General features: G+C 71.4%; 21 protein-coding genes, 1 tRNA gene and 1 other RNA gene. 13 read left to right on the top strand and 10 right to left on the bottom strand.

From position 1 onward, the window contains the following. The first annotated feature begins 13 nt into the window (after window positions 1–13). Window positions 14–982 (top strand): chitin-binding protein, encoded by a 969-nt coding sequence (locus tag AC0680_RS06820; RefSeq protein ID WP_478625567.1) that lies wholly within the window; start codon window positions 14–16, stop codon window positions 980–982. A gap of 66 nt (window positions 983–1048) precedes the next feature. On the opposite strand, the gene AC0680_RS06815 is transcribed toward AC0680_RS06820, so the two are convergent. The 3 genes from AC0680_RS06815 to AC0680_RS06805 form a co-directional block, all read right to left on the bottom strand. Beyond that, window positions 1049–1396, bottom strand: a complete 348-nt coding sequence (locus AC0680_RS06815) for a MarR family winged helix-turn-helix transcriptional regulator (protein WP_478625565.1) — start codon at window positions 1394–1396, stop codon at window positions 1049–1051. After that, window positions 1378–1539 (bottom strand): hypothetical protein, encoded by a 162-nt coding sequence (locus AC0680_RS06810; RefSeq protein ID WP_478625563.1) that lies wholly within the window; start codon window positions 1537–1539, stop codon window positions 1378–1380. The genes AC0680_RS06815 and AC0680_RS06810 overlap by 19 nt, the downstream gene beginning before the upstream one ends. Before the next feature lie 144 nt (window positions 1540–1683). Continuing rightward, on the bottom strand, window positions 1684–2754 hold the full coding sequence (locus tag AC0680_RS06805; protein WP_478625561.1) for an Lrp/AsnC family transcriptional regulator: 1071 nt from the start codon (window positions 2752–2754) through the stop codon (window positions 1684–1686). A gap of 123 nt (window positions 2755–2877) precedes the next feature. Between AC0680_RS06805 and AC0680_RS06800 the strand changes: the two genes are divergently transcribed. Next, complete coding sequence (locus tag AC0680_RS06800; protein WP_478625560.1) at window positions 2878–4356, top strand: MFS transporter; 1479 nt, start codon at window positions 2878–2880, stop codon at window positions 4354–4356. Between the two features lie 485 nt (window positions 4357–4841). Beyond that, a complete protein-coding gene (locus AC0680_RS06795; protein ID WP_478625558.1) occupies window positions 4842–6842 on the top strand; it encodes an ABC transporter ATP-binding protein in 2001 nt (666 codons plus the stop codon). On the opposite strand, the gene AC0680_RS06790 is transcribed toward AC0680_RS06795, so the two are convergent. The 4 genes from AC0680_RS06790 to AC0680_RS06775 form a co-directional block, all read right to left on the bottom strand. Continuing rightward, window positions 6802–9570, bottom strand: coding sequence for a SpoIIE family protein phosphatase (locus tag AC0680_RS06790; protein WP_478625557.1), 2769 nt, complete (start codon window positions 9568–9570; stop codon window positions 6802–6804). The two genes, AC0680_RS06795 and AC0680_RS06790, sit on opposite strands and share 41 nt — an antisense overlap. Window positions 9571–9909: 339 nt before the next feature. After that, on the bottom strand, window positions 9910–11058 hold the full coding sequence (locus AC0680_RS06785; protein WP_478625556.1) for a mannosyltransferase family protein: 1149 nt from the start codon (window positions 11056–11058) through the stop codon (window positions 9910–9912). A gap of 490 nt (window positions 11059–11548) precedes the next feature. After that, window positions 11549–12004 (bottom strand): hypothetical protein, encoded by a 456-nt coding sequence (locus AC0680_RS06780; RefSeq protein WP_478625554.1) that lies wholly within the window; start codon window positions 12002–12004, stop codon window positions 11549–11551. Next, window positions 11997–12494: a SigE family RNA polymerase sigma factor gene (locus AC0680_RS06775; protein ID WP_478625552.1), complete on the bottom strand. Its 498-nt coding sequence runs from the start codon at window positions 12492–12494 to the stop codon at window positions 11997–11999. Before AC0680_RS06775 ends, AC0680_RS06780 begins: the two co-directional genes overlap by 8 nt. A gap of 760 nt (window positions 12495–13254) precedes the next feature. On the opposite strand from AC0680_RS06775, the gene AC0680_RS06770 reads away from it, so the two are divergent. The 4 genes from AC0680_RS06770 (at window position 13255) to AC0680_RS06755 (ending at window position 16389) form a co-directional block, all read left to right on the top strand. Continuing rightward, window positions 13255–13674: a hypothetical protein gene (locus AC0680_RS06770; RefSeq protein ID WP_478625550.1), complete on the top strand. Its 420-nt coding sequence runs from the start codon at window positions 13255–13257 to the stop codon at window positions 13672–13674. Between the two features lie 82 nt (window positions 13675–13756). Beyond that, window positions 13757–14500, top strand: a complete 744-nt coding sequence (locus tag AC0680_RS06765; RefSeq protein WP_478625549.1) for an ABC transporter ATP-binding protein — start codon at window positions 13757–13759, stop codon at window positions 14498–14500. 3 nt (window positions 14501–14503) lie between these two features. Further along, window positions 14504–15787 (top strand): DUF7224 domain-containing protein, encoded by a 1284-nt coding sequence (locus tag AC0680_RS06760; RefSeq protein ID WP_478625547.1) that lies wholly within the window; start codon window positions 14504–14506, stop codon window positions 15785–15787. Beyond that, entirely contained in the window at window positions 15784–16389 is a 606-nt protein-coding gene (locus AC0680_RS06755; RefSeq protein ID WP_478625545.1) for a hypothetical protein, read from the top strand. The genes AC0680_RS06760 and AC0680_RS06755 overlap by 4 nt, the downstream gene beginning before the upstream one ends. A gap of 116 nt (window positions 16390–16505) precedes the next feature. On the opposite strand, the gene AC0680_RS06750 is transcribed toward AC0680_RS06755, so the two are convergent. Then, window positions 16506–17000, bottom strand: a complete 495-nt coding sequence (locus AC0680_RS06750; RefSeq protein WP_478625544.1) for a hypothetical protein — start codon at window positions 16998–17000, stop codon at window positions 16506–16508. A 302-nt stretch (window positions 17001–17302) separates the two neighbouring features. Here AC0680_RS06750 and AC0680_RS06745 point away from each other — a divergent pair, with 302 nt between their 5' ends. After that, window positions 17303–19342, top strand: coding sequence for a TerD family protein (locus AC0680_RS06745; protein WP_478625542.1), 2040 nt, complete (start codon window positions 17303–17305; stop codon window positions 19340–19342). Window positions 19343–19542: 200 nt separating this feature from the next. On the opposite strand, the gene AC0680_RS06740 is transcribed toward AC0680_RS06745, so the two are convergent. Together AC0680_RS06740 and AC0680_RS06735 are read right to left on the bottom strand one after the other, a co-directional pair. After that, the gene (locus AC0680_RS06740; protein WP_478625541.1) at window positions 19543–20481 is read right to left on the bottom strand and encodes a PASTA domain-containing protein; all 939 of its coding nucleotides are present in this window, start codon (window positions 20479–20481) and stop codon (window positions 19543–19545) included. Window positions 20482–20776: 295 nt separating this feature from the next. Further along, window positions 20777–20861, bottom strand: a tRNA-Ser gene (locus AC0680_RS06735). Between the two features lie 132 nt (window positions 20862–20993). Here AC0680_RS06735 and ffs point away from each other — a divergent pair. The 5 genes from ffs to AC0680_RS06710 all read left to right on the top strand — a co-directional run bounded on the left by ffs (window position 20994) and on the right by AC0680_RS06710 (window position 25898). After that, window positions 20994–21092, top strand: an RNA gene (gene ffs / locus AC0680_RS06730) — signal recognition particle sRNA small type. An 83-nt stretch (window positions 21093–21175) separates the two neighbouring features. Further along, window positions 21176–23764, top strand: coding sequence for a DNA polymerase III subunit gamma and tau (locus AC0680_RS06725; protein ID WP_478625540.1), 2589 nt, complete (start codon window positions 21176–21178; stop codon window positions 23762–23764). Between the two features lie 477 nt (window positions 23765–24241). Continuing rightward, window positions 24242–24592, top strand: coding sequence for a YbaB/EbfC family nucleoid-associated protein (locus AC0680_RS06720; protein WP_384427784.1), 351 nt, complete (start codon window positions 24242–24244; stop codon window positions 24590–24592). Window positions 24593–24643: 51 nt separating this feature from the next. Beyond that, window positions 24644–25243, top strand: a complete 600-nt coding sequence (gene recR / locus AC0680_RS06715; protein ID WP_006604196.1) for a recombination mediator RecR — start codon at window positions 24644–24646, stop codon at window positions 25241–25243. Further along, entirely contained in the window at window positions 25236–25898 is a 663-nt protein-coding gene (locus AC0680_RS06710) for a DUF5063 domain-containing protein (protein WP_478625538.1), read from the top strand. The genes recR and AC0680_RS06710 overlap by 8 nt, the downstream gene beginning before the upstream one ends. The last annotated feature ends 179 nt before the right edge of the window (window positions 25899–26077 follow it).

Here is a 26077-nt window from a genome sequence, read left to right as displayed (position 1 = left end):
GGCCATGCGACATATGACTGCTTTGCTTGGCGCGGCGGCAATCACCGGGACGGCGCTCGCCGCGTTCGCCCCCGTCCGTGCGCAGGCCACCACCGGCACCATCACCTTCCACATGCGCCCGCACAACAAGCAGTACGAGATCCTCGACCCGGGTGACGACCACTGCTACGGCCTCGGGCAGGGCGGCGGCGAGGTGGGCAACGAAACCCCCCTCGACCTCATCCTGTGGTCCTCTCGCGACTGCACCGGGAAGGCGATGGCCGTGGTCCCGGCCGGCGAGTGGGCCCGTTTCGCGCGGTACGGAAGCCTGCAGCTCGACCCGGACAGCGCGCCGGAGCCGGACCCGCGCGATGACGAGGACCCGTCCTACGACGAGCCGCGCGACTCGGGCGACCCGTCGGACTCTGGGGACCCGCGTGACTCCGGGGATCCGCGTGACTCCGGGGATCCGCGCGATTCCGGCGATCCGTCGGACTCCGGGGACCCGTCGTACTCCCCGGACCCGCGTGATTCCGGCGATCCGTCCGACGCCCCGGACCCGTCCGGCTCGCCGGACCCGCGCGACTCCGCGGACCCGCGGGACCCGGCGGATCACTCCGACGCCCCGGACCCGTCCCGTTCCCCGGACCCGCGCGACTCCGCGGACCCGCGTGACCCGGCGCATCCCTCGGGCACCCCGGCGCCCGCCAAGTCGCCGGACCCTGCGCGTTCCCCCGCGCCCGCCAAGTCACCGGCCCCTGCCAAGTCGCCCGCGCCCGCGCGCACCCCGGCGCCGGCCAAGTCCCCGGCTCCGGCCAAGTCCCCGCATCCGTCCGGAGCTCAGGACCCCGTGAACTCCCCGGACCGGGGCGACGTCCCGGCGCCCGCGCGCACCCCGGCGGCCGCCAAGTCCCCGGCCGCCAAGCCGACGCCCTCCAGTGCGCCGGCCAGGCCGAGCAACCGCCCCAGAGTGGTCGGCCGCCCCTCCGGTGACACCCTCTAGGGGAGACGCCGCCCGGGAGCCCGTCTCCCCGACCTCCGGTCCACGGAGATCGGGGGGACGGGCTCTTCAGCTCTGTACCTCGCGGACCCAGGCCGTCAGTCCGGCCAGGAAGCCGGCCCGGTCGCCGGGGGAGAGCCCGTCCAGCGCGCGCAGCAGCGGCTCGGTGCGCCGGGCGACGAACGTTTCCAGCGGGGGACGGTAGTCCTCGGACAGCGACACCAGGATCCGGCGGCGATTCGTCGGGTCCTCGGCGCGCTCCACGATCCCGGCCCGGCTCAGGGCGCCGACCAGCTCGCTGGCGGTCGGCAGTGACACGTGCAGCCGCCGGGCGACCTCACCGACGGTCAGCGGCTCCCCGGCCAGCAGCTGCGGGTGCACCACACTGTGACGCGGCGTCAGCCCGTGAGCGTCCATGGCCTCGCGCAGGGGAGCCGGCATGAGTCGCGTACCACCGAGCCGCGGAAGAACGGTTCCAGCAGCGGCACGAGGCCGGTGATCCGGAGCTCGTCGGGGGTCGGCATCCGGGGCGGCTGCCCGGCCTCGGGCGTATGCGGCATGCCGCGAGTCTAGACGGCGGGGATATCCGCACCGGCGGCCCGCAAGGGGGAGCCCGCATGCCGTCGAGGTCGGCGTGGTGCGGGCGGACACGCCGTATAGCGACCCGAAAACGGCGCGGAAGCCGGGGAGCGGCGCCGGTCGGTTCAGCCCCGGCGGCCGGGAGCGAGCGGGCCCGCTCCCTTGACGGTGCGCAGGACGGGCGCGGTCTCCAGGGTGCGGATCGCGGTGCGGTTGCCGAGGCGGTGGGTGAGGTAGTGGTGCAGGGCCGCGGGCCCGGGGCACAGGGCGTGCGCGACCAGGTTCGTCGGGCCGGTGGTGGCGGCGACGAAGGCCAGCTCGTCGTGCAGGGCGAGGTCGGTGGCGACCTGGTCGAGGTGGGTGGGGGCCACGGTCATCCAGAGCAGGGCCTGCGTGGTGGCGCCGTATGGCGCGTCGTCGACCTCGACGTCGAAGAAGAGCGTGCCGGCCGCTCGTAGCGCGGCCAGGCGGCGCGCGACGGTGGCCGGGGACCAGCCGGTGGCCGCGGCCAGTTCGGCCTGGCCGGTGCGACCGTCCCGCTGGAGCGCGGTCAGCAGGCGACCGTCGCCGTCGGTCAACTCCACAGCAGGCGTGGGGAGTTGGTGGTCGACAGGGTTGTCCCGACCGTCCCGGCTGGTGTCCTCCTCGTCGTCCGTCCGCGTGGGCGGCGCCAGTTGGCGCTGCTGGGCCTCGTCCAGGACGTTGGCGCGGCCGCGCCAGGCGGTGGGGCCGCCGAGGTAGGTGTGGAGCAGGTAGTGGGCGGAGACCGCGGTGATGCCGGCGGTGCGTGGGATGTCGTGCAGCAGCAGTGAGTGCCCGGCGGCATCGGCCGGGGTGTGCACGACCGTGATGATCTCGGTGCCGCCGGAGGCGAGTTTCACCCAGGAGGTGTCCGCGCGCCTGGCCAGCGCGTGGGCGAGGTCCTGGGCGCTGTGCGGGGCGGCGGTGAGCCGTACCAGCCACTGCGCCCGGCCCGCGCGGTGGGGATCGGCGAGTCCGACGACCCGCAGCCCGGCCGCGGTGCGCAGCCGCCGGTAGCGACGGGCCACGGTCTGGGTCGACACCCCGAGCACCGCGGCGATCCGGCTGAACGGCGCCCGCCCGTCGAGGTGCAGCGCGTGAACCAGTCCGCGGTCGACGTCGTCCAGCCGCACGGCCGCACCTTCATGGCCCCGCTCGATGGATGGATCCCTCACCAGTCCGGCTCCGATGGAAAAGATCGGCGATCTCCGCGCCGTAGATGGAGTGCCACCGTACGCGCCCGCAGGCTCTCCCGTGCGCTTCGCCGCATCCATCGCACCCGCTGAACGGAGGACCCCATGCCCGCTCGCCGGCGCTGGGCCGCCCTGGTGATCCTGCTGATCGCCGAGGCCATGAATCTGCTCGATTCCACGATCATGACGGTCACCGCCCCCGTGATCCATGCCGATCTCGGCGGGCCCGTCTCCGCCATCCCCTGGTTCAGCGCCGCCTACACGCTGCCGTTCGCGGTGCTGCTGATCACCGGTGGCCGGCTGGGGGACATCGCCGGGCGCAAGCGGGTGTTCCGGATCGGGATCGCCGGCTTCACAGCCGCTTCGGTGGCCTGTGCGCTGGCCACCTCGCCGGCGCTGCTGATCACCGCGCGGGCCGCCCAGGGTGCCGCTGCGGCGCTCGTCATCCCGCAGACCATCGGTCTGATCCGGAGCATGTTCGACGGCGACGAACTGGCCAGGGCCATGGGCAGCATCGGCCCGGTCATGGGCCTGGCCGCGGTCTGCGGTCCGGTGCTTGCTGGCGTCGTGACGCACGCCGATCTGCTCGGCTCCTCCTGGCGGGCGGTGTTCTTCGTCAACGTCCCGCTCGGCCTGGGTGTGCTCGCCGCGACGCCCCTCCTGCGGGAGGACCGCTCCGCGCGGCGGCCGCGCCTCGACCTCGCGGGCACCGCGCTGGCGGTCCTCGGCATGGGCCTGACCGTCCACCCGCTCATCGACGGCGGCCCGGCCTGGGGATCGCCCCGGTCCTGGGCCGTGCCGGCCACCGGTCTCGCCGTCCTGGCGGTCTTCGGCGCCCACCAGCGCCGCCGCGGCGCGCGGGGTCGCAGCGCGCTGGTCGAGGCCGGGCTCTTCCGGGACCGCGGTTTCCCGGCCGCGCTGGCCGCCTCCGTGCTCTTCTTCGCGGTGATCAACGGCCTGATGATGGTGATCGTGCTGCAGCTCCAACTCGGGCCGCACACCGATGTCCGGTCCGCGGGTCTCACCCTGCTGCCGTGGTCGTGCGCGATGGCGGTCTCCTCCTGGATCGCGGGCGCGCGCCTGGTGCCCCGCCACGGCTCACGCGTGATGTTCGCCGGGCTGGCCGCCCTGCTCGTGGGCACCCTGGGCGCCACCGCGGTCTACGTGGCCGGTCCGGCGACGTCCTACCCGTGGCCGCTGCCGGCCGCGCTGGCCGCCTGCGGCCTGGGGCAGGGGCTGTTCGCCGTGGCGTTCTTCACCACCGCCCTGCACCGGGTCCGCCCGCACGAGACGGGCTCGGCGGCCGGGTTGCTCAACGCCGCCCAGCAACTCGGCGGCACGCTCGGCGTCGCGCTGCTCGGTGCGGTCTTCTTCCACGCCGCCGGCGCATCCGGCGCCGCCACCGGCACTTCGGCCGCGGACGCCGCGCTGCTCGGCGCCCGCGACGCCTTCTGCGCGGCCGTGGTGGCGCTCGCCGCCACCGGCGTCGCCGCGGCGCTGATGCACCGGCCGCGACGCGGCCCGGCGCCGGCGGCTCGCCGCGACCGGACCGTCAAGTCCCGTGCCGGCTACGGAGGGTCATAGTTGCCTGGTGAGGGCCGCCGCGCTCAAACGCGAGGCCGCATTCGGAGCGTCACCCGCAGACACTTTGTGTGGTAATGAAAAGAATTTCGGCTTATGTCTGAAATTTCACGCATTTTTCCTTGTTGGTGGCAGGTTGGCGTCGTAGCTTGGGAGTTGACGGACCTGAAAAACGGCTCGTCAGCAAAGAACCCAACCGAGGAGGAAGCATGAGCTTCCGGAACGTCTTCCCACGTAGGCGCGACAGGTGCGACTGGGACGACCACGGCAGGGGCCGCGGCCGTCGGCGGTTCCGCCGCAGGCACGGTCGCAGGCTCCGTAGGCGCCGTTACTTCGGCTACTACGACTAAGTCAAAGCTCTGAGCTCGAGGCTGGCTCGCGTGACACGCGAGTCCGCCTCGTGTGTATAGGGGCACCCCGCGGCACTCCAGCCGAGGGCGTGTCCCCCCGATCGGCTCTCCCGAGCAGCCCGAGATGACGTAGCGACCATGCATCTGCGCAGCTCCCGCCGGCGAACGGCACCCGATCAGGCGCCGACGCCGCCGGCCCAACAAGGCTCCGGAACACCGCCCGTTGGCCAGGGCCAAGGCCTCGGGCGAGGCCTGTGGGCGGCACAGGCGGATCCCACGATCCGCACCAGGCGCGTCGGCCTGAAGGAATCGATCCGCCGCTTCTGGCCGCTTACCAGAGGCGACCGCCGCTGGATCTTCCTGGTCTGCCTGGCCGCCATCGCGGCCGCGGCCACCGAGACCGTGGCGATCCTGGTCTTCGCCCAACTCACCGACAACGCCCTGCAGAAGGGCTCGGTCAGCGCCTTCTGGCAGCCCGCCGGGGTGTGGCTCGGCGTCGCCGTCATCGGCGCGGTGGTGGCCTACCTCGGCAACTCGCTCGCGGCCTGGACCGCCGAGCGGTTCGTGATGCGCCTACGGGCCCGGGTCTTCGCCCATCTGCAGAAGCTGCCGCCGCACTTCTTCCAGCGCAACCGCCGCGGCGACCTGCTGGAGCGGATGACGGGCGATGTCGACGCCATCGAGGAACTCGTGGTCTCCGGCCTCGTGCAGGCCGCCGCGGCCCTGTTCGGCATCATCTTCTACGCCGGTGCCGCCCTCTGGCTGCGCTGGGAGCTGGCGCTGGCCACGTTCCTGCTGGCCCCGCTGTTCTTGTATGCCACACAACGCTTCACCAGCCGGGTGAAGGAGGTCTCCCGCCGCGAGCGCGCCGCCGACGGCGCCATCACCTCGGTCGTCGAAGAGGGCCTGGTGAACGTCGTGATGACCCAGGCCTACAACCGGCAGCACGACGAGGAACAGCGCCTCCAGCGCCGGGCGGACAACTGGTTCCGGGCCTCGGTGAGCAGCGCCCGCCTCAACGGGCTCTACGACCAGATCGTGGAGCTGCTCGAAACCCTCTGCGTGCTGGCGATCATCGGCCTCGGGGCGTGGGAGATCTCCGCGGGCCGGATGACCCTCGGCCAGCTGCTGGCCTTCGCCGCCTTCGTCGGCTACCTCTACCCGCCGATCCGCTCCCTGGGCCAGCTCGGCCTGACGGCCACCGAAGCCACCGCCGGCTCCGAGCGCCTGCTGGAGATCCTCGACGCCCGCCCCGCCGTCAGCGACCCGCCCCCGTCCCTGGCCGCCCCGCCGCGCTTCGACCGCGCCATCGGGGAGGTGGAGGCGCGGGACGTCGACTTCCGCTACCCGGGAGGCTCCGAGGACGTGCTGCACGACTTCTCCTTCACCGCGGTCCCCGGCGAACTGCTGGTCATCACCGGACCGAGCGGCGCGGGCAAGTCGACCCTGGCGGCGCTGCTGCTGAGGTTCTACGACCCGGACACCGGCAGCATCCGGCTGGACGACGTGCCCGTGGACCAGATGCCGCTGGCCCAGCTCCGCCGCAACATCACGCTCCTGCCGCAGGACACCCTCGTGCTGCACGACACCGTGGAGGAGAACATCGCCTGCGGGCTCGTCCACGCCCGCGCCTCCCACGACGAGGTCGTACGCGCCGCCCGCGCGGCCGACGCCCACGGCTTCATCAGCGCCCTCCCGGACGGCTACGACACCGTCATCGCGCCCGGTACCGCCCGCCTCTCCGGCGGCCAGCTGCAGCGCGTCGCGATCGCCCGCGCCGTGCTGCGCGACGCCCCGGTACTCGTCCTCGACGAGCCCACCACCGGCCTGGACGTGCTGGCCACCCAGCGCATCCTCGGCCCGCTGCGGCGCCTCGCCGAGGGCCGCACCGCGATCGTGATCAGCCACGACCTGGACCTCGCCGCGGAAGCCGACCGCATCCTCGTCCTGGACGGCGGCCGGCTGGTGGAGTCGGGCACCCACCCCGAGCTCCTGGCCCGGCACGGCCTGTACGACACGCTCTTCCACGCCCATCCCCCCGCCCGCACCCACAACGGCGCCCCGAGCCGCGCCGCCGGCCGGCCGAGGACCGGCCCGGTCAGAGAAGGGGCCGGTCGAGGGCCTGCTCGGCCCAGATGATCTTGCCGCCGGGGGTGTAGCGGGTGCCCCAGCGCAGGGCGAGCTGGGCGACGAGGAACAGACCGCGGCCGCCCTCGTCCTCCGCGGCGGCGTAGCGCAGGTGCGGGGCGGTGCTGCTGGTGTCGGAGACCTCGCAGATCAGGGTGGTGTCGAGCAGCAGGCGCACCCGGATCGGTCCGGTGGCGTGCCGGATGGCGTTGGTGATCAGCTCGCTGACGATGAGCTCGGTGGTGAAGGCCGACTCCGCCAGGCCCCAGTGCGTCAGCTGCCGGGTGATCTCCGCGCGCGCGTCGGCCACCGCCGCCGGGTCGGAGGGGACCTCCCGGTCCGCGATGCGCTCGGGCGCCAGCCGGCGGGTGCGCGCGACGAGCAGGGCGATGTCGTCGCGCTGGCGGTCCGGCAGCAGGGCGCCCAGCACGGCCTCGCAGGTCTCGTGCGGCGTGCGGCCCGGCTGCGCCAACGTCGTGGCCAGCAGCTGCAGCCCGGTGTCGATGTCCCGCTTGCGGTCCTCGACGAGACCGTCGGTGTACAGCACGAGGCTGCTGCCCTCGGGCAGCGGCAGGTCCGTCGACTCGAAGGGCAGCACGCCGAGGCCGAGCGGCGGGCCGGCGGGCAGCTCGGGGAACTCCACGGTCCCGTCGGGAAGGACCAGCGCCGGCAGGAGGTGGCCGGCGCGGGACATGCTGCACACACCGGTGGAGGGGTCGTAGATCGCGTACAGGCAGGTGGCGCCCGCGACCATGGCGTCCTCGTCCGCCGCGGCCGTCTCCTGGTCGATGCGGCTGATCAGCTCGTCCAGGTGGCTGAGCAGGTCGTCGGGCGGCAGGTCGAGGGTGGAGAAGTTCTGCACCGCGGTGCGCAGGCGGCCCATCGTGGCGGCCGCGTGCAGGCCGTGACCGACCACGTCGCCGACGACCAGCGCGACCCGGGCACCCGGCAGCGGGATGACGTCGAACCAGTCGCCGCCCACTCCGGTCTGCGCGGGCAGATAGCGGTGCGCGATGTCGAGGGCGTTCTGCTCGGGCAGACCGCGGGGGAGCAGGCTGTGCTGCAGCGTGACGGCCAGGGCGTGCTCGCGGGTGAAGCGACGGGCGTTGTCGATGCACACGGCGGCCCGGGCCGCCATCTCCTCGGCCAGGGACAGCTCGCTCTCCTCGAAGGGGGTGCTCTCCCGGGTACGCCAGAAATTGGCGACCCCCATGAGCACCCCGCGCGCCTGGAGCGGCACGGTGATCAGCGACTGGCACCCATGGCTCAGCACCAGCTGGAAGCGCTCGGGGTCCTGGTCGCGCCAGTGGTCGGCGACCCGCAGATCCGGTACGAGCACGGACTGCCCGGTCACGAAGACCATGGCCATCGGAGTCGTCCCGGCGAACCTGTGGAGCTCGCCCGCCGGGTAGAGCGGGTGGTCGTCGCGGATACCGGCCAGTGCCACCCGGCGCAGTTCCGGAGCCTCCTGTTGCGCCCCCTGCGGCGGCTCCTCGCCGCTCAGCACGGGCTCGGCCAGATCGACGGTGACGTAGTCGGCGAAGCGGCCCACGGCGACCTGGGTCAGCTCCTCGGCGGTGCGCCGCACATCCAGGGTGGTGCCGATCGCCACGCTCGCGTCGTACAGCAGCCGCAGACGGCTCTGGGCGGCCTCGGCCTTTCCCGCGAGGGCGAGCAGCTCGGTGGAGTCCCGCAGCGTGGCCACGCTGCCGGGCGGGCCCCCGCGGCGGTCGGTGGGCCGGTTGTTCACCGCCAGCAGCCGGTCCCCGACCTGGAGCACCTCGTCGGTGACCGCGCGCCGGGACGTCAGCAGGTCGGCCACCTGGGGGGAGAGCCCCAGGTCGTCGACCTGGCGGCCCTCCGCGTCGGGCGCCAGATCGAGCAGCCGGCGTGCCTCGTCGTTCGCCAGCAGGACGCACCCGTCCGCGTCGACGATGAGTACGCCCTCACGCACGGCGTGCAGCACCGCGTCGTGGTGCTCGTACATGCGGGTCATCTCCGCCGGCCCGAGCCCGTGGGTCTGGCGCTGCAACCGCCGGCTCACCAGTGCGGTGCCGGCCGTGGCCAGGCCGAGCGCCGCCGCCCCGGTGCCGAGGACGACCGGCAGCTGCCGGTCGATCGCGCTGCTCACCCGGCTCACCCGCATACCGGCCGACACCAACGCCACCACCTTGCCGCGCGCGTCCCTGACCGGGACCACCGCCTGCACCTCATGGCCGAGCGGGCCTTGGACGCTCTCCAGCGTGACCTTGCCGGCGAGCGACGGCTTGATCGTGCCGACGAAACGCTTGCCGATCAGCTCCGGCTTGGGGTGCGTGTAGCGGATGCCGTTTCGGTCCATGACGACGATGAAGTCGAGACCGCCCCGTTTACGGGCGGACTCCGTCCGCGGCTGGAGCACCGCCGAGGGGTGCTTCCCGTCCAGCGTCTCCACCAGGCCGGGGCTGTGCGCGAAGGCCTCGGCCGCCGCCAGCGAGCGATCGCGCGCCCCCTGGAACCGGTCGCTGCGGGCCTGCACCAGCAGCGTGATCACCGCGGCCACGACGAGCAGCAGCACGATCAGGACCTGCAGAAGGAACAGCTGACCGGCGACGCTGTGGACACTGGCCAGCGGCCGCGGGCGCCGTCCTGGCGATCCCGGCGAGGCGGCACGCCGTGCACGCCGACTGCGGCCCGGGCGCCGACCGGTGAACCAGCGCCCCGAAGGCAGCCACGGGAAGCGGCCGGAATTTCGGGCCATGTCCCATATGTACCGCTCGTTTGGTGCCTCCGACACACACCACGCCGGGGTATCGGATGACTGTACGACGGGAGCCGGCGACACCGACCCGCCTGGCGGGGCCGCCGGAGGGGTTGATGGAGGCGCTGCGGGGGGGGGCGAGGAGGGCAGAGGGAGGGGCAGGGGGAGAGCAGGGACCGGCCCCGCCCCCATGGTCCAGGTGGCTCAGGTGGCTCAGGTGGCCCAGGTGGCCCAGGTGGCCCAGGTGGCCCAGGTGGCCCGGGTGGTACCGCGCAATGCGGTCGACCGGCCCGCGGCGTCAGCCAACCGGCGGACCGTCGAGCGGACTGCCGACCAGGGTCAGCCGGCCCAGTGGCCGGTCATGAAGGTGACGGCCAGAACCGTCATGAGGGGAGCGGCGAGGCAGACGTAAGCGGTGGTGACGCGGGGGTGGCGCACGCTCCATGCGGCGATCAGGACCCAGAGCGGCCACCACAGGAGGGTGGCGCGCGGGATGGACATGTACCAGTAGGAGGTGCCGAGCGCCCACAGGCTCAGGCCGGTGTAGACGGCCTCCGGCCAGCGTCGTCGGTACAGGAGCAGGCCGGTCAGGACGAGGCCGAGGAGCATGGCGAGGATCTCCGCCTGGAACTCGATGGCGTAGCCCGTGGTCTGGGTCTGTCCGAAGGCGGCGTTCCAGGTGTGCAGGAAGGCGTCCCACGGGGTGTGGAAGTCGCGGTGCCAGCCGCGTTCCTGTGCGTGCTTCCACGCCATCCAGTCGCCGGTGTGCAGCCGCAGGTACCAGCTGTGGAGCAGGGGCGGAAGGGCGGACAGCGCGAGCCAGGGCAGGGCCCGCCACCGGGGGCGGGGGCGCGTGGTGGTGAGCCAGTGGACGGCGAGGGCCGCGGCGAGGAAGAGACCGCTGACACGGACGGTGGCGGCCAGGCCCGCCAGGACACCCGCGAGGGGCCAGTTGTGCCGCTGGGCGGCGTGCCAGGCCGGCAGGGCCAGAGCGAGGAAGAGAGCCTCGGTGTAGCCGGCGGCGAGGAACACCGCGCAGGGCGAGAGCAGGAAGAACAGCACGGCACGTCGGCCCGCGTGCACATCGCGCAGGGCGAGCCGGGCGATGCGGGCGAGCGCCAGGACGGCGATGCCCCCGGCGACGAACGAGATCACCAGGCCGGCCGCCGTCCAGTGCGGGACGACGGCGTGAAGGGCGCGGAGCATGAGGGGGAAGCCCGGGAAGAAGGCTTCCCGGTTGTCCCATCCGAGCGCCCAGGGCCCGCCCCCGCCGGGGAAGTATCCGTCCTGGGCTATGTGCTGGTAGTGCCACCAGTCCCACTGCTGCCACGGCGCGAGGGCCGGGAGCGGGGAACGGGTGGCGCCGTGCTGGGGGAAGAGCCAGCGAACGCAGTAGGCGGTGGTCCACAGCCCGACGCGGGTCAGCAGGTACAGCCACAGCACCTCACGATCGTCACGACCGAGCCGGCCCCACAGACGTCCGGCCACCGCCCGGTACGACGGCCCCCGCGCGGCCCCGCCGGCGGTACGCGCGAAGCCGCCCGCCGTACGGGCGAAGCCACCGGCCGTACGCGGGAAGCCGCCGGCCGCCCGTATGGATTCGCTCGCCGCTCCGGGAGGCGCACCAGTACCCGGAGGCGTACCGGTGCCGGTACCGGAGTCCGTGCCGGTGCCGGTGCCGGTGGCGGAGCCCGTTCCGGCGCCGGCAGCGGCATCGTTCCCCTGCCCACTGACACCTGCCCCATCGACACCTGCGCCGCCGACACCTGCCCCATCGACACCCGCGCCGCCGACACCTTCCCCGCCGACGCCTCCCCCTTCGACACCTCCGTCGGCCACGGGTGGCTGGTGCTGCTGACGATGATGCCGCCGGCGGCCCGGAGCGAAAGTGGGCATAGGGGTATCTCCTGGACGGGTTGAGGTGTGCGGGATCGCCTCGCGGCGGTCTGCGGGGCCGGCGAGGTGGGGTGAGAGGCCGTCAGCGGGACGGCGGCCCGGTCTGTGTCGCGGTGGCCGAAGCGCCCGGAGGTGCCGTGGTGGGGGCTCCCGTCCCGCCCGGTCCGTGCGTGCGGACCGGGGCCGTCGGCGGGCCGGTGTGGGACGCGTCCGGCCCCGGTGGCCGCGACGGCGGCGCCGTGGTCTCCAAGGGCGAGGACGGAGGCTGCGAAGCCGGTGCCGTACGGGGCGGGAGCGACGGCGACGGCGACGTGGCCGGCACGGTGCCGCCCGGGCTCCGGCCCAACAGCGCCGCCACCGCGACCCCGGTGCCCGCGACGGCGAGAGCGGCCGCGACGGCCATGGCGGCGATCAGATTGCGGTGGGCCCGCCGCCCGCGTCGCGTGATGGCGGAGACGGGTGCCGCCTGGGCGTGGTCCTGCCCGGCCGCGGCGGCCTGCTGGAACAAGGAACGCAGGGGGTCGTGCGGTTCAGTCACCCGGGGCCTCCTCGATGCGCGGGTCCTGCAGGCGGTGCGCGAGCGCGGCCCGGCCCCGGGACAGATGGGTCTTGACGGAACTGGCGGACAGCCCGGTCTCGGCGGCGATCTGCTCGACCGGGAGATCACACACGTAGTGCAGGGCCAGCGTGCGGCGCTGCTGGGCGGGCAACTCCCGCAACGCCTCCACCAGCGCCACCGACTCCAGGCCCGGCCCCTCGGTCGGGGGCGGGGCGCCACTGCGCTGCCAGGCCACCGCCGAGCGGCGCACCCTGCGCCAGCGGCTCACCGCCAACCGCCAGGCCACCGTGCGGATCCACGCCTCGGGCGCCCCGTCGCGGTCGAGCTGGCGCAGCCGGCCCCAGCCCTTGACGAACGCCTCCTGCACCACGTCCTGCGCCTCGTGCAGATCGCCGAGCATCACGTACAACTGCCCCGTCAGCCGGGTGACCGTTTGCGCATAGAACTCTTCGAACTCTTCGACGGTCACCCACCAGCTCCTGGATCTCTTCGGTCTCAGTGGGCATACGCCCACCGGCCCTCATCCGGTCGACACGAGCCAGTGTGATGCGCGTCACGAACGACGCGGCGCCGCCGACACACCAGACGACCCAGCCGACAACCCAGCCGGAACCCGACCCCGGACGACCACGCCAAAGGCCCCGACCGGAAACCGACCGGGGCCTTGCACCTGCCCTGCTGGACGAGCCTGCGGCAATCGTGCCGCAGACCGAACACGTCCTCGTAGAGGGTGGGACCGGCTTCTTCGAATCCTTCGGCCGTGTCCGTCGAGAACCCGGAACGCCCGCTCCCCGATTACCTGGTGTGGATGATCGCTGCAGGGGCAATTGGCCGTACGAATTCGATGTGGGCAACGTCAATTACGGCTTGTGGCCGGCGCCTCTCGCCCGTCGAACGGAAACGACGAAGGCGTTCGCGACCGTCTGCTCGCGGATCGGTACACCCGACCGCCGACAGGCCTCCGTGCGAGGGGTGCATTGTCAGCCAACGTGCCTCGCCGTCACGCATGCGTTTTCGGTGGGGGGAGCCCACGTCCGCGCCGGGATTTCGGGGGCTTTGCCACGGATGTCACAGGCGCACAACACTCCACTTTGGCTTAAAAATTCGAATAAACGTTGCAGTCGCCCCGTATCAGCTCAGATGATCCGGTCACTGCTTCCAGCCGAGTCCTCTCGGCCGCTCCCCTCCAAGGGGTGCGCACAAAGGGGAGCCTGAACTCAGGGGGAACGATGCGAGTTTCACGTGCCGCCGGCGCCGCGCTGTCCGGTGTTCTGGCAACTGTCGCTTTCGGAGCCGTCCCGGCGCATGCCGAGGGCGCCAAGTCGTCGTACATCTCGTACTGGGCCACCGGCGCGGAGTCGACCCGCTGGGACGACAACAACACCGACGGCGCGAGCACCACGGTCCGTTTCTACGGCTGCAAGACGGCCAGCTCGCCTGACACGAGGACGAGCGCGGCAATTACGGTGTGGGAGGATGTCTTCGGCCCGGACACCAACAAGGGCCAGAAGAGCGATGTGTGCAGCGCCACGAAGTCCTGGGGGGACCTCGCGAAGGGTACCTACTACTTCAGCCTCGACAAGATCAATGGGACGTCGGGGCCGGGTACTTTTCACCTGGATGCCAAGCCCGTCAAAATAGCCTGGTAACTGATCGGTCATGATGCGCCGGCCGGGAGCCTGACTGTGCTCCCGGCCGGCTTGCGTTCGGCTCGCGAGAAGCAAGGATGGCATGTCTCTGCAATTCAACCGGTGTTCCTTCCAGTACGGCCGGAAGGTGCCCGTCCTCAACAAGCTCGACCTCACCGTCGGGCACAGAGCCACTGTCCTTCTCGGCCCGAATGGCGCGGGTAAATCAACCCTTCTCGGCATCGCCGCCTCATGGATCTCCCCCACCGAGGGAAAAGTGACCTGGCGGGGAATCGATCCCGATGAGTCGAAATCGCAGGCGTTATATCGCAAGGCGGTGGGCTGGCTCCCTCAGAACGTCAAGCCCATGCCCGGACTGACGGTACGCGAGAACGTCGCCTACATAGGCTGGCTGAAGGGAATGTCGCGTTCCGACGCCTGGGACCAGTCGCGCGATGCGCTGGAGCGCGTCAAGCTGGGCAGCCTCGCCGACCGGAAGAGTCACCAGCTCTCAGGTGGCCAACTGCGACGCATGGGCATAGCCGGAACACTCGTCCACAGCAGTGAAATCGTGCTGCTCGACGAACCGACGGCGGGTCTCGACCCCTCGCAGCGGCAGATCTTCCGTGACCTCGTCACCAATCTGCTGGCCGACATCCAGGTTGTGGTGTCGACCCATCAGACCGAGGATCTCGACGCCATGTACGACCATGTCGTCATCCTCGACAAGGGCCAGGTCCGCTTTGAAGGCGACACCCGCAGTTTCCTGGCCCTCGCCCCTCCCGGCACCCCCGAGGGCCGACGCGCCGAGGGGGCCTACACCCAGCTGATCGCACAGGAGGTGTGAGCCGTGCTGTGGCGTACCGTTCTGCGCTCCTCCTCCGCCACCTGGCTGGCTCCGCTTCTGGCCGCCTTCGTCGCCCTGCTCCTGTCGGACGACCTCTCCGCCAAGGTGACCCACGGCTACTGGCCCAGCGCCCTGGGGGCCGCCACCTTCGCACTGTCCTTCGTCGCCCCCGCATGCGCCACCGCCGGCGCCTGGGAAGGATCACGAGTCACCCGCGGCAACCTGGACGGCTGGGCCCCGACCCGCTCCAGGCTCGGCATCGCACTGCCACTCCTCGCACCCGTCTTCTTGCTGGGTGCGGTCGGCATGGCCGTCGCCGCCGCCGTGACCATCTCCGAGGGCCAACCGGGTGCAGGCAGGCCGCCGATCGGCATGGTCCTCGTCTGGCTGGTCATCCTCGCCGCCCACTCCATGGCTGGCTTCCTGCTCGGCAAGCGCCTGCCCCTGGTGGTCGCCACACCCCTGGCCCTCGTTCTCAGCTTCGTGCTGACCGCCTACCCGGCCGCCCTGGAACCGCTGTGGCTGCGTCACATGGTCACCGGCGGCATGTCCTCGTGCTGCTCCCTCGACCAGACTCCCAACTGGCGCGCCGCGGCCAGCGCCCTCGTACTGGCCCTCGGTGTGATCGGGGCCTGTGTACTGGCTCTGACCACACCGCACCGGCGGATGCGCACTGCCCTGATCAGCGCGGCGCTGGTGGCCGGTCTGGCCGGCAGCGGTGGGCTCGCCTACGGGCTGCCCGCCGACCCCGTCACCGTACGTACCGCCGATCAGCTGCGGTGCGCCGGGGACAACCCACGTGTCTGCCTGTGGCCGGAACTGTCCCGGCACGCCGCCATGATCCGCGAGAACGCCGCCGACGCCCGGCACCGCCTCCAGCAGGCCGGACTTGCCGTCCCCCGCATACTCACGATGGACGAACACCCGGGACGTGACGCCTTGTTCATCGGTGTCTGGCCTGACCCCACCCCCGCGCAGGTGCGCACCGGCACCGGCACCGCCCTACTGCCACCGGGCCCTCCGGCTTGCGCCCAGTCCGGCGGCGACTTCCCCGGCGCCGACGCCTACGGCCCCACCGCAGCGTGGCTCGCCCTGACCGCCGGGGCCGAACAGCAGGAGGCCGCCGCCCAATACGGAGAGAAGGAAGCCGCGGTAGCGGCACGCGTCCGGCAGTCCTCCCGCGACAGGCAACTGGCCTGGTTCCAGCACAACAGCAAGGCCCTGCGCGACTGCACGACCCAGCCCGCCCCGATCCCCTCACCCCACGCCCTGGAGAGAGCACGATGATCTGGTGGCTCAAGGCCAAAGGTGTCCCCACCGTCGTAGCGGCCACCTTCGGGGCCTACCTCATGGCCATCGTCGTGCGCCAGGAGGCCATTCCCGTCCCCGCGGTTGTCGGCCCCTCGGGCCAACTCCTGGTCACTCAGTTCCTCGGGGTCCTGCCGGTCGTACTGCTCCTGCACGGCATCGACCGCGGTGACACCATCGCCGAAGAGGTCGGGCTACGCCACAAAGGCCGGCGCAACCTGGCGCTCTGCTGCGCGTTCGCCCTACTGACCCTGCTGCTGGCAGCCATCGTCCAGCTCCCGTGGGACCGGCCGGAAGCTCTCTCACTCGCCCGTAACTGCATCGGCCTGCTCGGCGCCGCGCTCATCGTCCGCGCCGCTCTGGGCGCCGGCATCGCAGCGATCTGCATCGCTGCACTCCCCCTCGCCTGCGCCGCCGCCGGCCGCAGACCAGGAGGTTCGGCGCAGCCCTGGGCCTGGCCGATCCACGAACCCACCTCCGCCCTGGGCGCCGCCGAAGCCGCGCTGCTCTTCGCCATCGGCGGCGCACTCGTCCTCTGGCGGAACCGGCCCCTGCTCAACCCCCTCGCTCGCACCACCTGACCGCGGCATCGGGCCTCGGTCCGGCCGGAGGTCGAGGTCCGATACCGCGCGACATCGACCGACCAAGGAAGTGGGTTCGGGCCTGCCCTTCAACCCAGCCGCCCCCCCAGGAGCGATCAACCGTGTTCCTGGCGACGCTCCACACCGTCCACTGACTTCACCGGCCGCCATGACGGATCCTTGTCCTTCTGTGCGGCCGCGGCGATCTCCATCCATCCATGCTCCTCGGCGAACACCTCGCCGGTGGCCTCGTCCAGGGCCCTGCGGACGATGCCGCACACATCGACCGGTCCGGCCTTGTGTACGGGGTCGACCACTACGACGGGATCGCCTTCCTGGCACCCGGACCACTCCCAGCAACCCCCGGCCGTGCACAAGACGGCCTCTCCCAGATAAGCGCCCAGCCCGCGAACGAGGAGGTCGGTGTTGCCCCCCTGCTCCAGGTAGGCGATTGCCGCTTCCTCCAGGACGGGCAGTGTCCCGGGGCTGTAGTCGTCCGCGAAGCCCTCCGGGAGCGGAAGCGCACCCAGCTTGGACAGTTCGATGGCGATCTCGTCCAGCCACACCCCAAGAAACCCACCGGTCCCGGGAGACTGGTCGCCTTCAGTCACCTGGCCACCTCCGCGGATGCCGAGTTCTTGTAAGGGGCGGCCAGGGTACGCCGTGCGCCGGCTCCGCCGCGCTCAAGTGCCAAGTGGGCCTACCGGGTTGGGGGGCGGGCGCCGTATGCGCGTCAGTCGAGCCGTGCCCCTGTCGGTCACCGCCGAAGCAGGTCGGATGTTTCCGGACACGCCCCGCGGCCTGGCGTGTGGGAACTACAGTCTTTGACTGTGCCGTACGTCACATAACGGCGCTGGGTGGGCTGCCTGGGTGGGGCAGCCAAGTGCCCGAGTTGTGAGATCTGGGGGGCTCCATGCATGACATGGCCAAGGGCTCGAACGTCGCGCTGACGGCTCTGAGTGAGAATGCCGGTTCGGTGATCCTCAGCTTGAGCTGGGCGAGTCCGACCGGCGAAGGCGATGCGGATGTGTCCGTCCTGCTGCTGGCTGCGAACGGCAAGGTACGCAGCGACAGTGACTTCTACTTTTACAACAACCCGGTTGCCGCCGACGGGAGTGTGCAACTGCTGGGCAAGACGCCGTCGGAGAGCGGTGACGAGGACCGGATCGGCTTCGACCTGACGGCTGTCCCGTCCGACATCGACCGGATCGTCGTGGCAGCGAGCCGCTATGAGGGGGCTGGCTTCGGGGAACTGGAAGACCTGAAGGTGACGTTGGCCGATGGGAGCGGCGAGAGCCTCCTCAGCTTCGCCATCGATGACGCAGGAACGGTGAGCGCGATCATCTTCGGCGAGCTGTATCGGCGCGGGGAAGAGTGGAAGTTCCGTGCCGTCGGACAGGGTTACGACGCCGGCCTGGCCGCATTGGCGACGGATTTCGGCGTCGACATCGAGGACGACGCGGGCGCAGAGGAAGCGCTGAATGGCGCAGTGAGCAACGAGCAAGCCGATATGGCGGTTCAGGTTTCGGTCGTTGAGCCGGAACCGCAGGCGTCAACAGTCTTGGTTCCGTCTCCCCGCCCGCCTCGCGACGAGGTGGCGCCGAAGAAGGTGGCACGGCCTCGCACAGCGAAGAAGAAGGTCACCGTGCCCAAGGTGGCCAGGAGGTCTCTGGCGGAGAATGAGTCCTGGAAGCAGGCCAGGCTCTTTCCGGTTTCGGCGCTCAAAAGCGACCGGGACCGGGAGATGCGCGCTACGTCGGTACTGCTGTCGGTGATGGCACAAGTGCCGGAGTTCGGCCGGAGACTCACGGCGGCGTTCGGAGCTCCGGCGGGCCGCATGGAGACATACACCGAGGTCTCTCTGCCGCACGGTGATACCCCGCGACGCCCCGACGGAGTGATCCGCGTCGAGCGGGCCGGCAAGCTATGGACCGCACTGGTGGAAACCAAGACCAACGGCAATGACCTCAAGCCCGATCAGGTGCAGGCGTACATGGACATCGCCGCACGTCGTGGATACGAGGCTGTGATCACACTCTCGAACGATGTGGCGCTGGAAGGCAGCCCGCTCGTCGACGTCAAGATCGATGGGCGGCGCAAGCACAAGGTGGCGCTTTGGCACCTGTCCTGGGCCGAAGTCACGTACCAGGCACAGATGCTGATCCGGCACGAGGGCGTCAGAGACAAGGCGCATGCCTGGCTGCTCCAGGAGTTGCTGTACTACCTACGGCATGAGAACTCCGGCTGCCACGGCTTCCAGAACATGGGGTCGGCCTGGGTCCCCGTACGCAACGGGATCGATGACGAAACCCTGTGCCAGGGCGACTCGCGCGCTCTGGACGTGGTCGAGAGCTGGGAGCGGCTCGTCCGTCAGATCTGCCTCAGCCTCGGTGGCGAACTTGGACAGAAGATACTGCCCGTCCAGCGAGCCAAGCGTGGAACCGATCCGAAAGCACGGCGTAGCCTCCTGGCCGATCAGCTGTGCCGCGACGGCAGACTTCAGGCAGAGCTCCGCATCGAGGGCGCACCGGGGATCCTGGCGATCAGCGCCGACCTGCGAACCGCCAAGCTGCGCACCTCCATCGAGATCCCCGCACCCGAGCAGGGTTACCCGCTGACTTGGGCCAAGCGGCTCATTCGCCAACTGGCCGAGGCACCGGCAGACCTACACATCGAAACATTGGTCGAAGGCGAGGTCGGGGGGCCGCGGGGCACGCTGGAACGGCTGCGCCCGGAGCCGGCGGACATGATCCCCAAGATCAACGACAGGCGGATCACCGGCTTTCGCCTGTCGCTGTTCAAAAGCATGGGAAGCGGCAGGGGAAACGCCGAATCCGGCTTCATCCGCAGCGTCGACGACTCCGTGCATCGCTTCTACACCAGTGTGGTTGTCCACCTGGATCGTCCAACATCCCGACGAGCATCACCGAAGGAACATGCCGTATCCGACTGACACCCGGCCGTGGGCAGTGACACCCGAGCATCTCGCACCCGCGACTGCCCGCAGGGCGCGTAGCAAGAGGCCACGCGGCTGCAAACCGGCTGCGCGCCCTGGGCTCGGGAATAGCCGGTGGCTCACCTGCTCATCCCGTCCTTGAACCGTCGAAGCCCTCCCCGCGGCGAGATGTGGCGGGGAGGGCTTCGACGGTGGAATCAGGAGTGCCAGCGATTGCGGCCGTCAGAGGCCGGGCCGCAAACCAAAGGGGTGCCGGAGGAGGAGACAGCGACTGCACCGGCGGGGGAGCAGAACGAACCAGGTCGTTTGACCGGTCGACTGCCGCTGCCGTCGCCGGAGCCGCCCGAAGCCGTGGAGCCGCCGGAACTGCTGGAGCCGTCGCTCCCGCTGTCGGGGGGATTCGGAACCGGGTGCAGCCTGCTGCCCTCAGACCTCGGGCACGAGGTGCCGGGCTCGGCGACCTTGAGGTAGGCCGTCCGCTGCCCTGGGTTCTGGATTTCCTCGCCGGCCTCGGGCTCCTGGAAGCACACCTTCCAGTCGTCCGGCTCGGCGGGCGGGGTGACATCGGTGTACGCGCCCTCGGCCTCGATCTCGGTGATGCCCCTCTTCTCCACCGATTCCGAGGCCTTGGCGAAGGTCATGCCGACCACGTCCGGCATCTTCGGCCAGGGGATCGGGTCGCCGTCCTTGGCCGGGCAGGGAGCCCCACGCTGGACTACGCCGAAGTCCAGCGTCGGCTCGGCTCCGGCCTGTTTCGCCTTCGCCTGGAAGCAGACGTGCCAGTTGGCGGCGTCCCACTGCCCGGCGTCGCCCTCGGAGGCGTCGTGGGAGATGGCGTGGTAGCCGTCGGTGGCGGCGGCATCTTTGGCTTCCTCGAGGGTTTTCCCGATGTAGCGGGGAGGCCCGCTCCTGCTGGGCGTGGGTGACGCAGCGGCTGACTGCTCGGCGGTCGGCGTCGGATGCGGCTTGGCCTTCGCGTCGTCCGGCGGTGTCTTCGGGTCCGAGACGAGGATCACAATGAACCAGAGCAGGGAGAGCGCCGTTGCGACGATCTTCTTCGTCGGGCTCCAGGGCGTCAGCCATGCCAGCACGATCCCGGCGGGCGGGAAGAAGACCAGCAAGAGGATGACCAACACCGGGTGCTGCCACCAGCGCCGCACAGGCGCAGGCGGTGGCGGGACATATGGCTGCGACGGGTACACGGCTTCCCTCGGGAGATTCGAGCGGACTCTGGGAAGGGGGGTGGACGGGCGAGCGTACGCAGCAGGCTGGAGGTTTCTCTGCTGAACAGAAGAGATCGGTCAGATCTGACCTATCGGGCTCGCGGGTAGGGGGAAATCGATCACGCCATGGCCAGAACTGCAGCCATGGAACGACGAGGGCCCCGACCGGATTCCGGTCGGGGCCCTCGTCTGCCCTACTGGGCGAGTGCGGAGGATACGAGATTCGAACTCGTGAGGGGTTGCCCCCAACACGCTTTCCAAGCGTGCGCCCTAGGCCACTAGGCGAATCCTCCGCCGCAAACAATACAAGACGTTGGGGAGTGCTCGCGAACATGATCCGGGGGAGGGGTGTGGAGGCGGGTCGGAGCGGGGGTGTGGGCGGGGGCCGGGTTCGGCTGTCGGGCGGTGGATCCGCTACTGTGGTGCTCAGCCCCTCACGTGGCGCTATCTGACTGAACTCCCCCAGGGCCGGAAGGCAGCAAGGGTAGGTCGGCTCTGGCGGGTGCGTGAGGGGCGCTTGCGTTTGCGATGGGGCCTTCCCTGCTCGAGCGAAGCCGAGAACTTGGGGAAGGGCCGGTTGTCAGTGGGGCCCGATATCGTCGTATGCGTGTCGTCCCTTGCGCTGTACCGCCGATACCGACCCGAGACCTTCGCCGAGGTCATCGGGCAAGAGCACGTGACCGATCCGCTGCAGCAGGCGTTGCGGAACAACCGGGTCAACCACGCCTATCTGTTCAGTGGGCCGCGCGGCTGTGGCAAGACGACCAGTGCTCGGATTCTCGCGCGGTGCCTGAACTGTGAGGAAGGTCCCACTCCCACGCCCTGCGGGAAGTGCCAGTCGTGTGTGGACCTGGCCAGGAACGGGCGCGGGTCCATCGATGTGATCGAGATCGACGCGGCGTCGCACGGTGGCGTGGACGACGCCCGTGAGCTGCGCGAGAAGGCGTTCTTCGGGCCCGCCAGCAGTCGGTACAAGATCTACATCATCGACGAGGCCCACATGGTCACCTCCGCGGGGTTCAACGCCCTGCTGAAGGTGGTCGAGGAGCCGCCGGAGCATCTGAAGTTCATCTTCGCGACCACCGAGCCCGAGAAGGTCATCGGGACGATCCGGTCGCGGACCCATCACTATCCGTTCCGGCTGGTGCCGCCCGGGACGCTGCGCGAGTACCTGGCGGAGGTGTGCGGCCGCGAGGACATCCCGGTCGAGGACGGTGTGCTGCCGCTGGTCGTGCGGGCCGGCGCCGGCTCCGTGCGTGACTCGATGTCGGTGATGGACCAGCTGCTCGCCGGTGCGGGCGCTGAGGGTGTGACGTACGCCATGGCGACGGCCCTGCTGGGGTACACCGACGGGTCGCTGCTGGACTCGGTGGTGGAGGCGTTCGCCGCCGGGGACGGGGCGGCGGCCTTCGAGGTGGTGGACCGCGTCATCGAGGGCGGCAACGACCCCCGCCGGTTCGTGGCGGATCTGCTGGAGCGGCTGCGGGATCTGGTGATCCTGGCGGCGGTGCCGGACGCGGGGGAGAAGGGCCTGATCGACGCCCCCGCGGACGTGGTGGAGCGGATGACGGCGCAGGCGTCCGTGTTCGGTGCGGCCGAGCTGAGCCGGGCGGCCGATCTGGTCAATACGGGCCTGACGGAGATGCGCGGGGCGACCTCGCCCCGGTTGCAGCTGGAACTGATCTGTGCGCGGGTGCTGCTGCCCGCGGCGTACGACGACGAGCGGTCGGTGCAGGCGCGGCTCGATCGACTGGAGCGCGGCGCGGGTGCGGCGCTGCTCGGCGGGGCGGGCGGTGCCGGCGGTGTGACCGGTGGCGCCGGCGGTGACCTGGGGGCCGGCGTGGCGCCTGTCGTGGCCACCGGCGGGCCCGCGGCCGGGTATGTGCCGGGCCCTGAGGCACATCCGGCGATGCCCGCCGCGGGGCCGTCCGGCCCGGCGGCGGCCCGTGCCGCGGTGCGGGGCGCGACGGGCGGCGGTGCGGCGAGCAGTGGCCCGGGTGGCGGGGCGGGAGCACCGGCCGCCGCGGGCGGCCCGGCCGCGACGGCCCCTGCGGCTCCGGCCGCGGGTGGCCCGGGCGTGCCCGGTGGAGCCATGGCCGGGTCCGGTGGGGAGCAGCAGCGGGGAGCCGACGGCGGTGCCGCAGGCGGGCCGCAGGGCGGTCCGGCGGGCGCTGCGCAGGACGCCGGCCGTGAGGGCGCGCCCGCACGGCCGGGAGCCTGGCCCGGAGCCGCGGGCCGTGGCAACGGCTCGGGCGGAGCGGCCGGCGCGGGCGGTGCACGGCAGCCCGGCGGCTGGCCGACGGCCGTGGCACCGGGCCAGGGCGGCCAGGGGCAGCAGAACCCGGGTGGCCAGGGGCAGCAGGGCGGTGCGCCCGCGACGTCCGGCCCGGCGGCCGGCGCGCCCGTCCCGCCGCAGCCGGCGCAGACCGCTCCGGCGGCCGGTGGGCACCCGCCCGTACAGCAGCAGCCGCAGGCCGGGGCGGCCCCCGGGGCGGCGCAGGGCGCCGCTCAGGTGCGGCAGATGTGGCCGGAGATCCTGGAGGCGGTGAAGGACCGGCGGCGGTTCACCTGGATTCTGCTGAGCCAGAACGCGCAGGTCTCCGGCTTCGACGGGACGACGCTGCAGATCGGGTTCCCCAATGCCGGCGCCCGCGACAGCTTCGCCAACGGTGGCAGCGAGGACGTCCTCAAGGACGTGCTCGCCGAGCGGTTCCAGGTGCAGTGGCGGGTGGAGGCGATCGTCGACCCGTCCGGCGGCGCCAATCCGCCCGCCGGCGGCGCGCCCCGCAGCGGCGGTGGCGGCTTCGGCGGCGGCCCCGGCGGAGGCGGTGGCGGCTTCGGTGGCGGAGCGCCCGCCGCGTCGCCGCAGTCCGCACCCCAGCAGCCGCCCCAGCAGGGCGGCCCGGGTGCGTCAGAGTCCTCCGGCGGGCAGTACGGCCAGGGCGGTGCCGCCGGCGGCAGCCAGGGGGCGCGGATGGCGCGGGAAGCGGTGGCCCCCTCGGCGTCCGCGGGGAGCGGGCAGGGCGGCGCCCCCGCCGCGGAGCCCTCGTACACCCCGGAGCCTCCGCCGATGTCGATCGAGTACGACATGCCGGCCGAGGACGACCCGGACCTGGTCGACTCCGCGCTCAGCGGCCATGACCTGATCGTGCGGGAGCTGGGCGCGACGGTGCTGGAGGAGTTCAACAATGAGTGAGCGCATACGGGGATGAGTAGGCGCACCCGGCGATGAGTGCGTGCATGCCGGGATGAGCGAGCGCATGCGGGGATGAGTGTGTGCCTGCGCGGTTCGGTGTGTGCCTGTACCTGTGCCTGTGGGGGTGGGTTTGCGCCTGCGGGGGAGGGTGGGCGCGGCGCCGTGGCAGGTGCCTGTGCCTGGGTCCCTAGGGCGGAGTCAGGAGTCGTCGGCCCTTGTCCGCGGCCGGGCACGGGGTGTCACCGGGCCGGGCCGGGGCGGCGGTGCGGGTGACCCCGGTGAATCGCAGCGGGTGCCCCAGGTCGGACCGGGACGGGCGAAGGGCCGCCGGATCGGCACGCGGCGGGAGACCGGCTCTGAGGGGGCGTACATCAGACGTACACCCGTGCTCCTCCTTACGCAGTAGGGCGCGGGGCCGGTGAAACACGTAGGCTCGGGCTACCGCACCAATCGTTGTCGTATGGCAGGAGTCACGTCGTGATCCCCGGTGGTCAGCCCAATATGCAGCAGCTGCTCCAGCAGGCCCAGAAGATGCAGCAGGACCTCGCGGCCGCCCAGCAGGAGCTGGCGGAGACGCCCGTGGAGGGCTCCGCGGGCGGCGGCCTGGTCAAGGCGACGGTGACCGGCTCCGGTGAGCTCAAGGGCCTGGTCATCGACCCCAAGGCGGTCGACACCGACTCCGCGGAGGAGACGGCCGAGACGATCGCCGACCTCGTGCTGGCGGCGGTCCGGGACGCCAATGCCAGCGCCCAGCAGCTGCAGCAGCAGAAGCTCGGTCCGCTCGCCCAGGGTCTGGGCGGCGGTGGCATCCCCGGTCTCCCCTTCTGAGGAGTAGCCAACTAGCGTACGCAGCACGGCAGAAGAGAGAGAAGACGTTCCGTGTATGAAGGCGTGGTTCAGGACCTGATCGACGAGTTGGGCAGGCTGCCCGGCGTCGGTCCCAAGAGCGCGCAGCGGATCGCCTTCCACATCCTTCAGGCCGAGCCGACCGATGTCCGCCGGCTCGCGAACGCGCTGATGGAGGTCAAGGCGAAGGTCCGGTTCTGCAGCGTCTGCGGCAATGTGGCGCAGGAGGAGCAGTGCCGGGTCTGCCTGGACCCGCGGCGTGATCCGGCGGTCATCTGCGTCGTGGAGGAGCCCAAGGACGTCGTGGCCATCGAGCGGACCCGGGAGTTCCGCGGCCGCTACCACGTCCTCGGTGGGGCGATCAGCCCGATCGAGGGCGTCGGCCCCGACGACCTGCGGATACGGGAGTTGCTGGCCAGGCTCGCGGACGGCACCGTCACCGAGCTGATCCTGGCCACCGACCCGAATCTGGAGGGCGAGGCCACGGCCACGTATCTGGCCCGCATGATCAAACCCATGGGCCTGAGAGTGACACGACTGGCGAGCGGACTGCCGGTCGGAGGCGATCTGGAGTATGCCGACGAGGTCACGCTCGGGCGGGCCTTCGAAGGGAGGAGACTTCTCGATGTCTGATGCCACGCTGCACAACGCGACACAGGACCCGGACGACTTCGCCGTTTCGATCTCCGACTCGATCGAGAGCTTCATCGTCGCCGTCACGGAGGTCGCCAAGGGCGACGAGCCGGACAGCGCGGTGCCCTTCCTGCTGCTCGAGATCTCCCAGCTGCTGCTCACCGGCGGGCGGCTGGGCGCCCACGAGGACATCGTTCCCGACGAGCGGTACGAGCCGGACACCGGACCGGAGCCGGACGTCGACGATCTTCGGGAGCGCTTCGCGGTCCTGCTCGACCCGGTCGACGTCTACTCCGAGGTCTTCGACCCGTATGTGCCGCGCAGCGAGCCGGTGGCGTGCCGCATCTCCGACGACCTGGCAGACGTCATCACCGACCTGCGGCACGGTCTGGCGCACTACAGGGCGGGCCGTGTCAGCGAGGCCCTGTGGTGGTGGCAGTTCTCCTACCTCTCCAACTGGGGTCCGACCGCCTCGGCCGCTCTGCGCGCGCTGCAGTCGCTGGTCGCCCACGTACGCCTCGACCAGCCGCTGGACGCGCTGGACGGCCTGGACACCGACAGCGGGGCCGACGGCGACGAGGAACGGCTCGCCGAGGAGGCCGGGAAGGTCATGGCGGCGGAGATCGCCGGCCCGCTGGGGCTGCGCGGAGTCTGAGTTCCGGGGCGCCCCGCCCTGTGACCTGGGTTACGTTTTCGTGTGTACCGGTCTGTAGCGGGCATGTGCTCGCCGAGCGGGCGCGATGGGGCGCCCGGCGGAACCGCCCAGGGAGGCGTGGCTCACGTAGTGGGTCCCGCGTCTCACGATGTGGTATCAGCAGGGCGGACTCCGCTTGC

It is taken from the genome of Streptomyces sp. NPDC043738, from assembly GCF_056436545.1.
Note: the sequence above shows the minus strand (reverse complement) of the source record. Positions and strands in the feature narration are given on the sequence as shown.

Coding starts and splice junctions, on each gene's coding strand:
- AC0680_RS06790 (WP_478625557.1), bottom strand. CDS start 9,570: ATGGCCCGAAATTCCGGCCGCTTCCCGTGGCTGCCTTCGGGGCGCTGG.
- AC0680_RS06820 (WP_478625567.1), top strand. CDS start 14: ATGACTGCTTTGCTTGGCGCGGCGGCAATCACCGGGACGGCGCTCGCC.
- AC0680_RS06800 (WP_478625560.1), top strand. CDS start 2,878: ATGCCCGCTCGCCGGCGCTGGGCCGCCCTGGTGATCCTGCTGATCGCC.
- AC0680_RS06810 (WP_478625563.1), bottom strand. CDS start 1,539: ATGCCGCATACGCCCGAGGCCGGGCAGCCGCCCCGGATGCCGACCCCC.
- AC0680_RS06710 (WP_478625538.1), top strand. CDS start 25,236: ATGTCTGATGCCACGCTGCACAACGCGACACAGGACCCGGACGACTTC.
- AC0680_RS06815 (WP_478625565.1), bottom strand. CDS start 1,396: ATGGACGCTCACGGGCTGACGCCGCGTCACAGTGTGGTGCACCCGCAG.
- AC0680_RS06765 (WP_478625549.1), top strand. CDS start 13,757: ATGTCTCTGCAATTCAACCGGTGTTCCTTCCAGTACGGCCGGAAGGTG.
- AC0680_RS06745 (WP_478625542.1), top strand. CDS start 17,303: ATGCATGACATGGCCAAGGGCTCGAACGTCGCGCTGACGGCTCTGAGT.
- AC0680_RS06755 (WP_478625545.1), top strand. CDS start 15,784: ATGATCTGGTGGCTCAAGGCCAAAGGTGTCCCCACCGTCGTAGCGGCC.
- AC0680_RS06770 (WP_478625550.1), top strand. CDS start 13,255: ATGCGAGTTTCACGTGCCGCCGGCGCCGCGCTGTCCGGTGTTCTGGCA.
- AC0680_RS06795 (WP_478625558.1), top strand. CDS start 4,842: ATGCATCTGCGCAGCTCCCGCCGGCGAACGGCACCCGATCAGGCGCCG.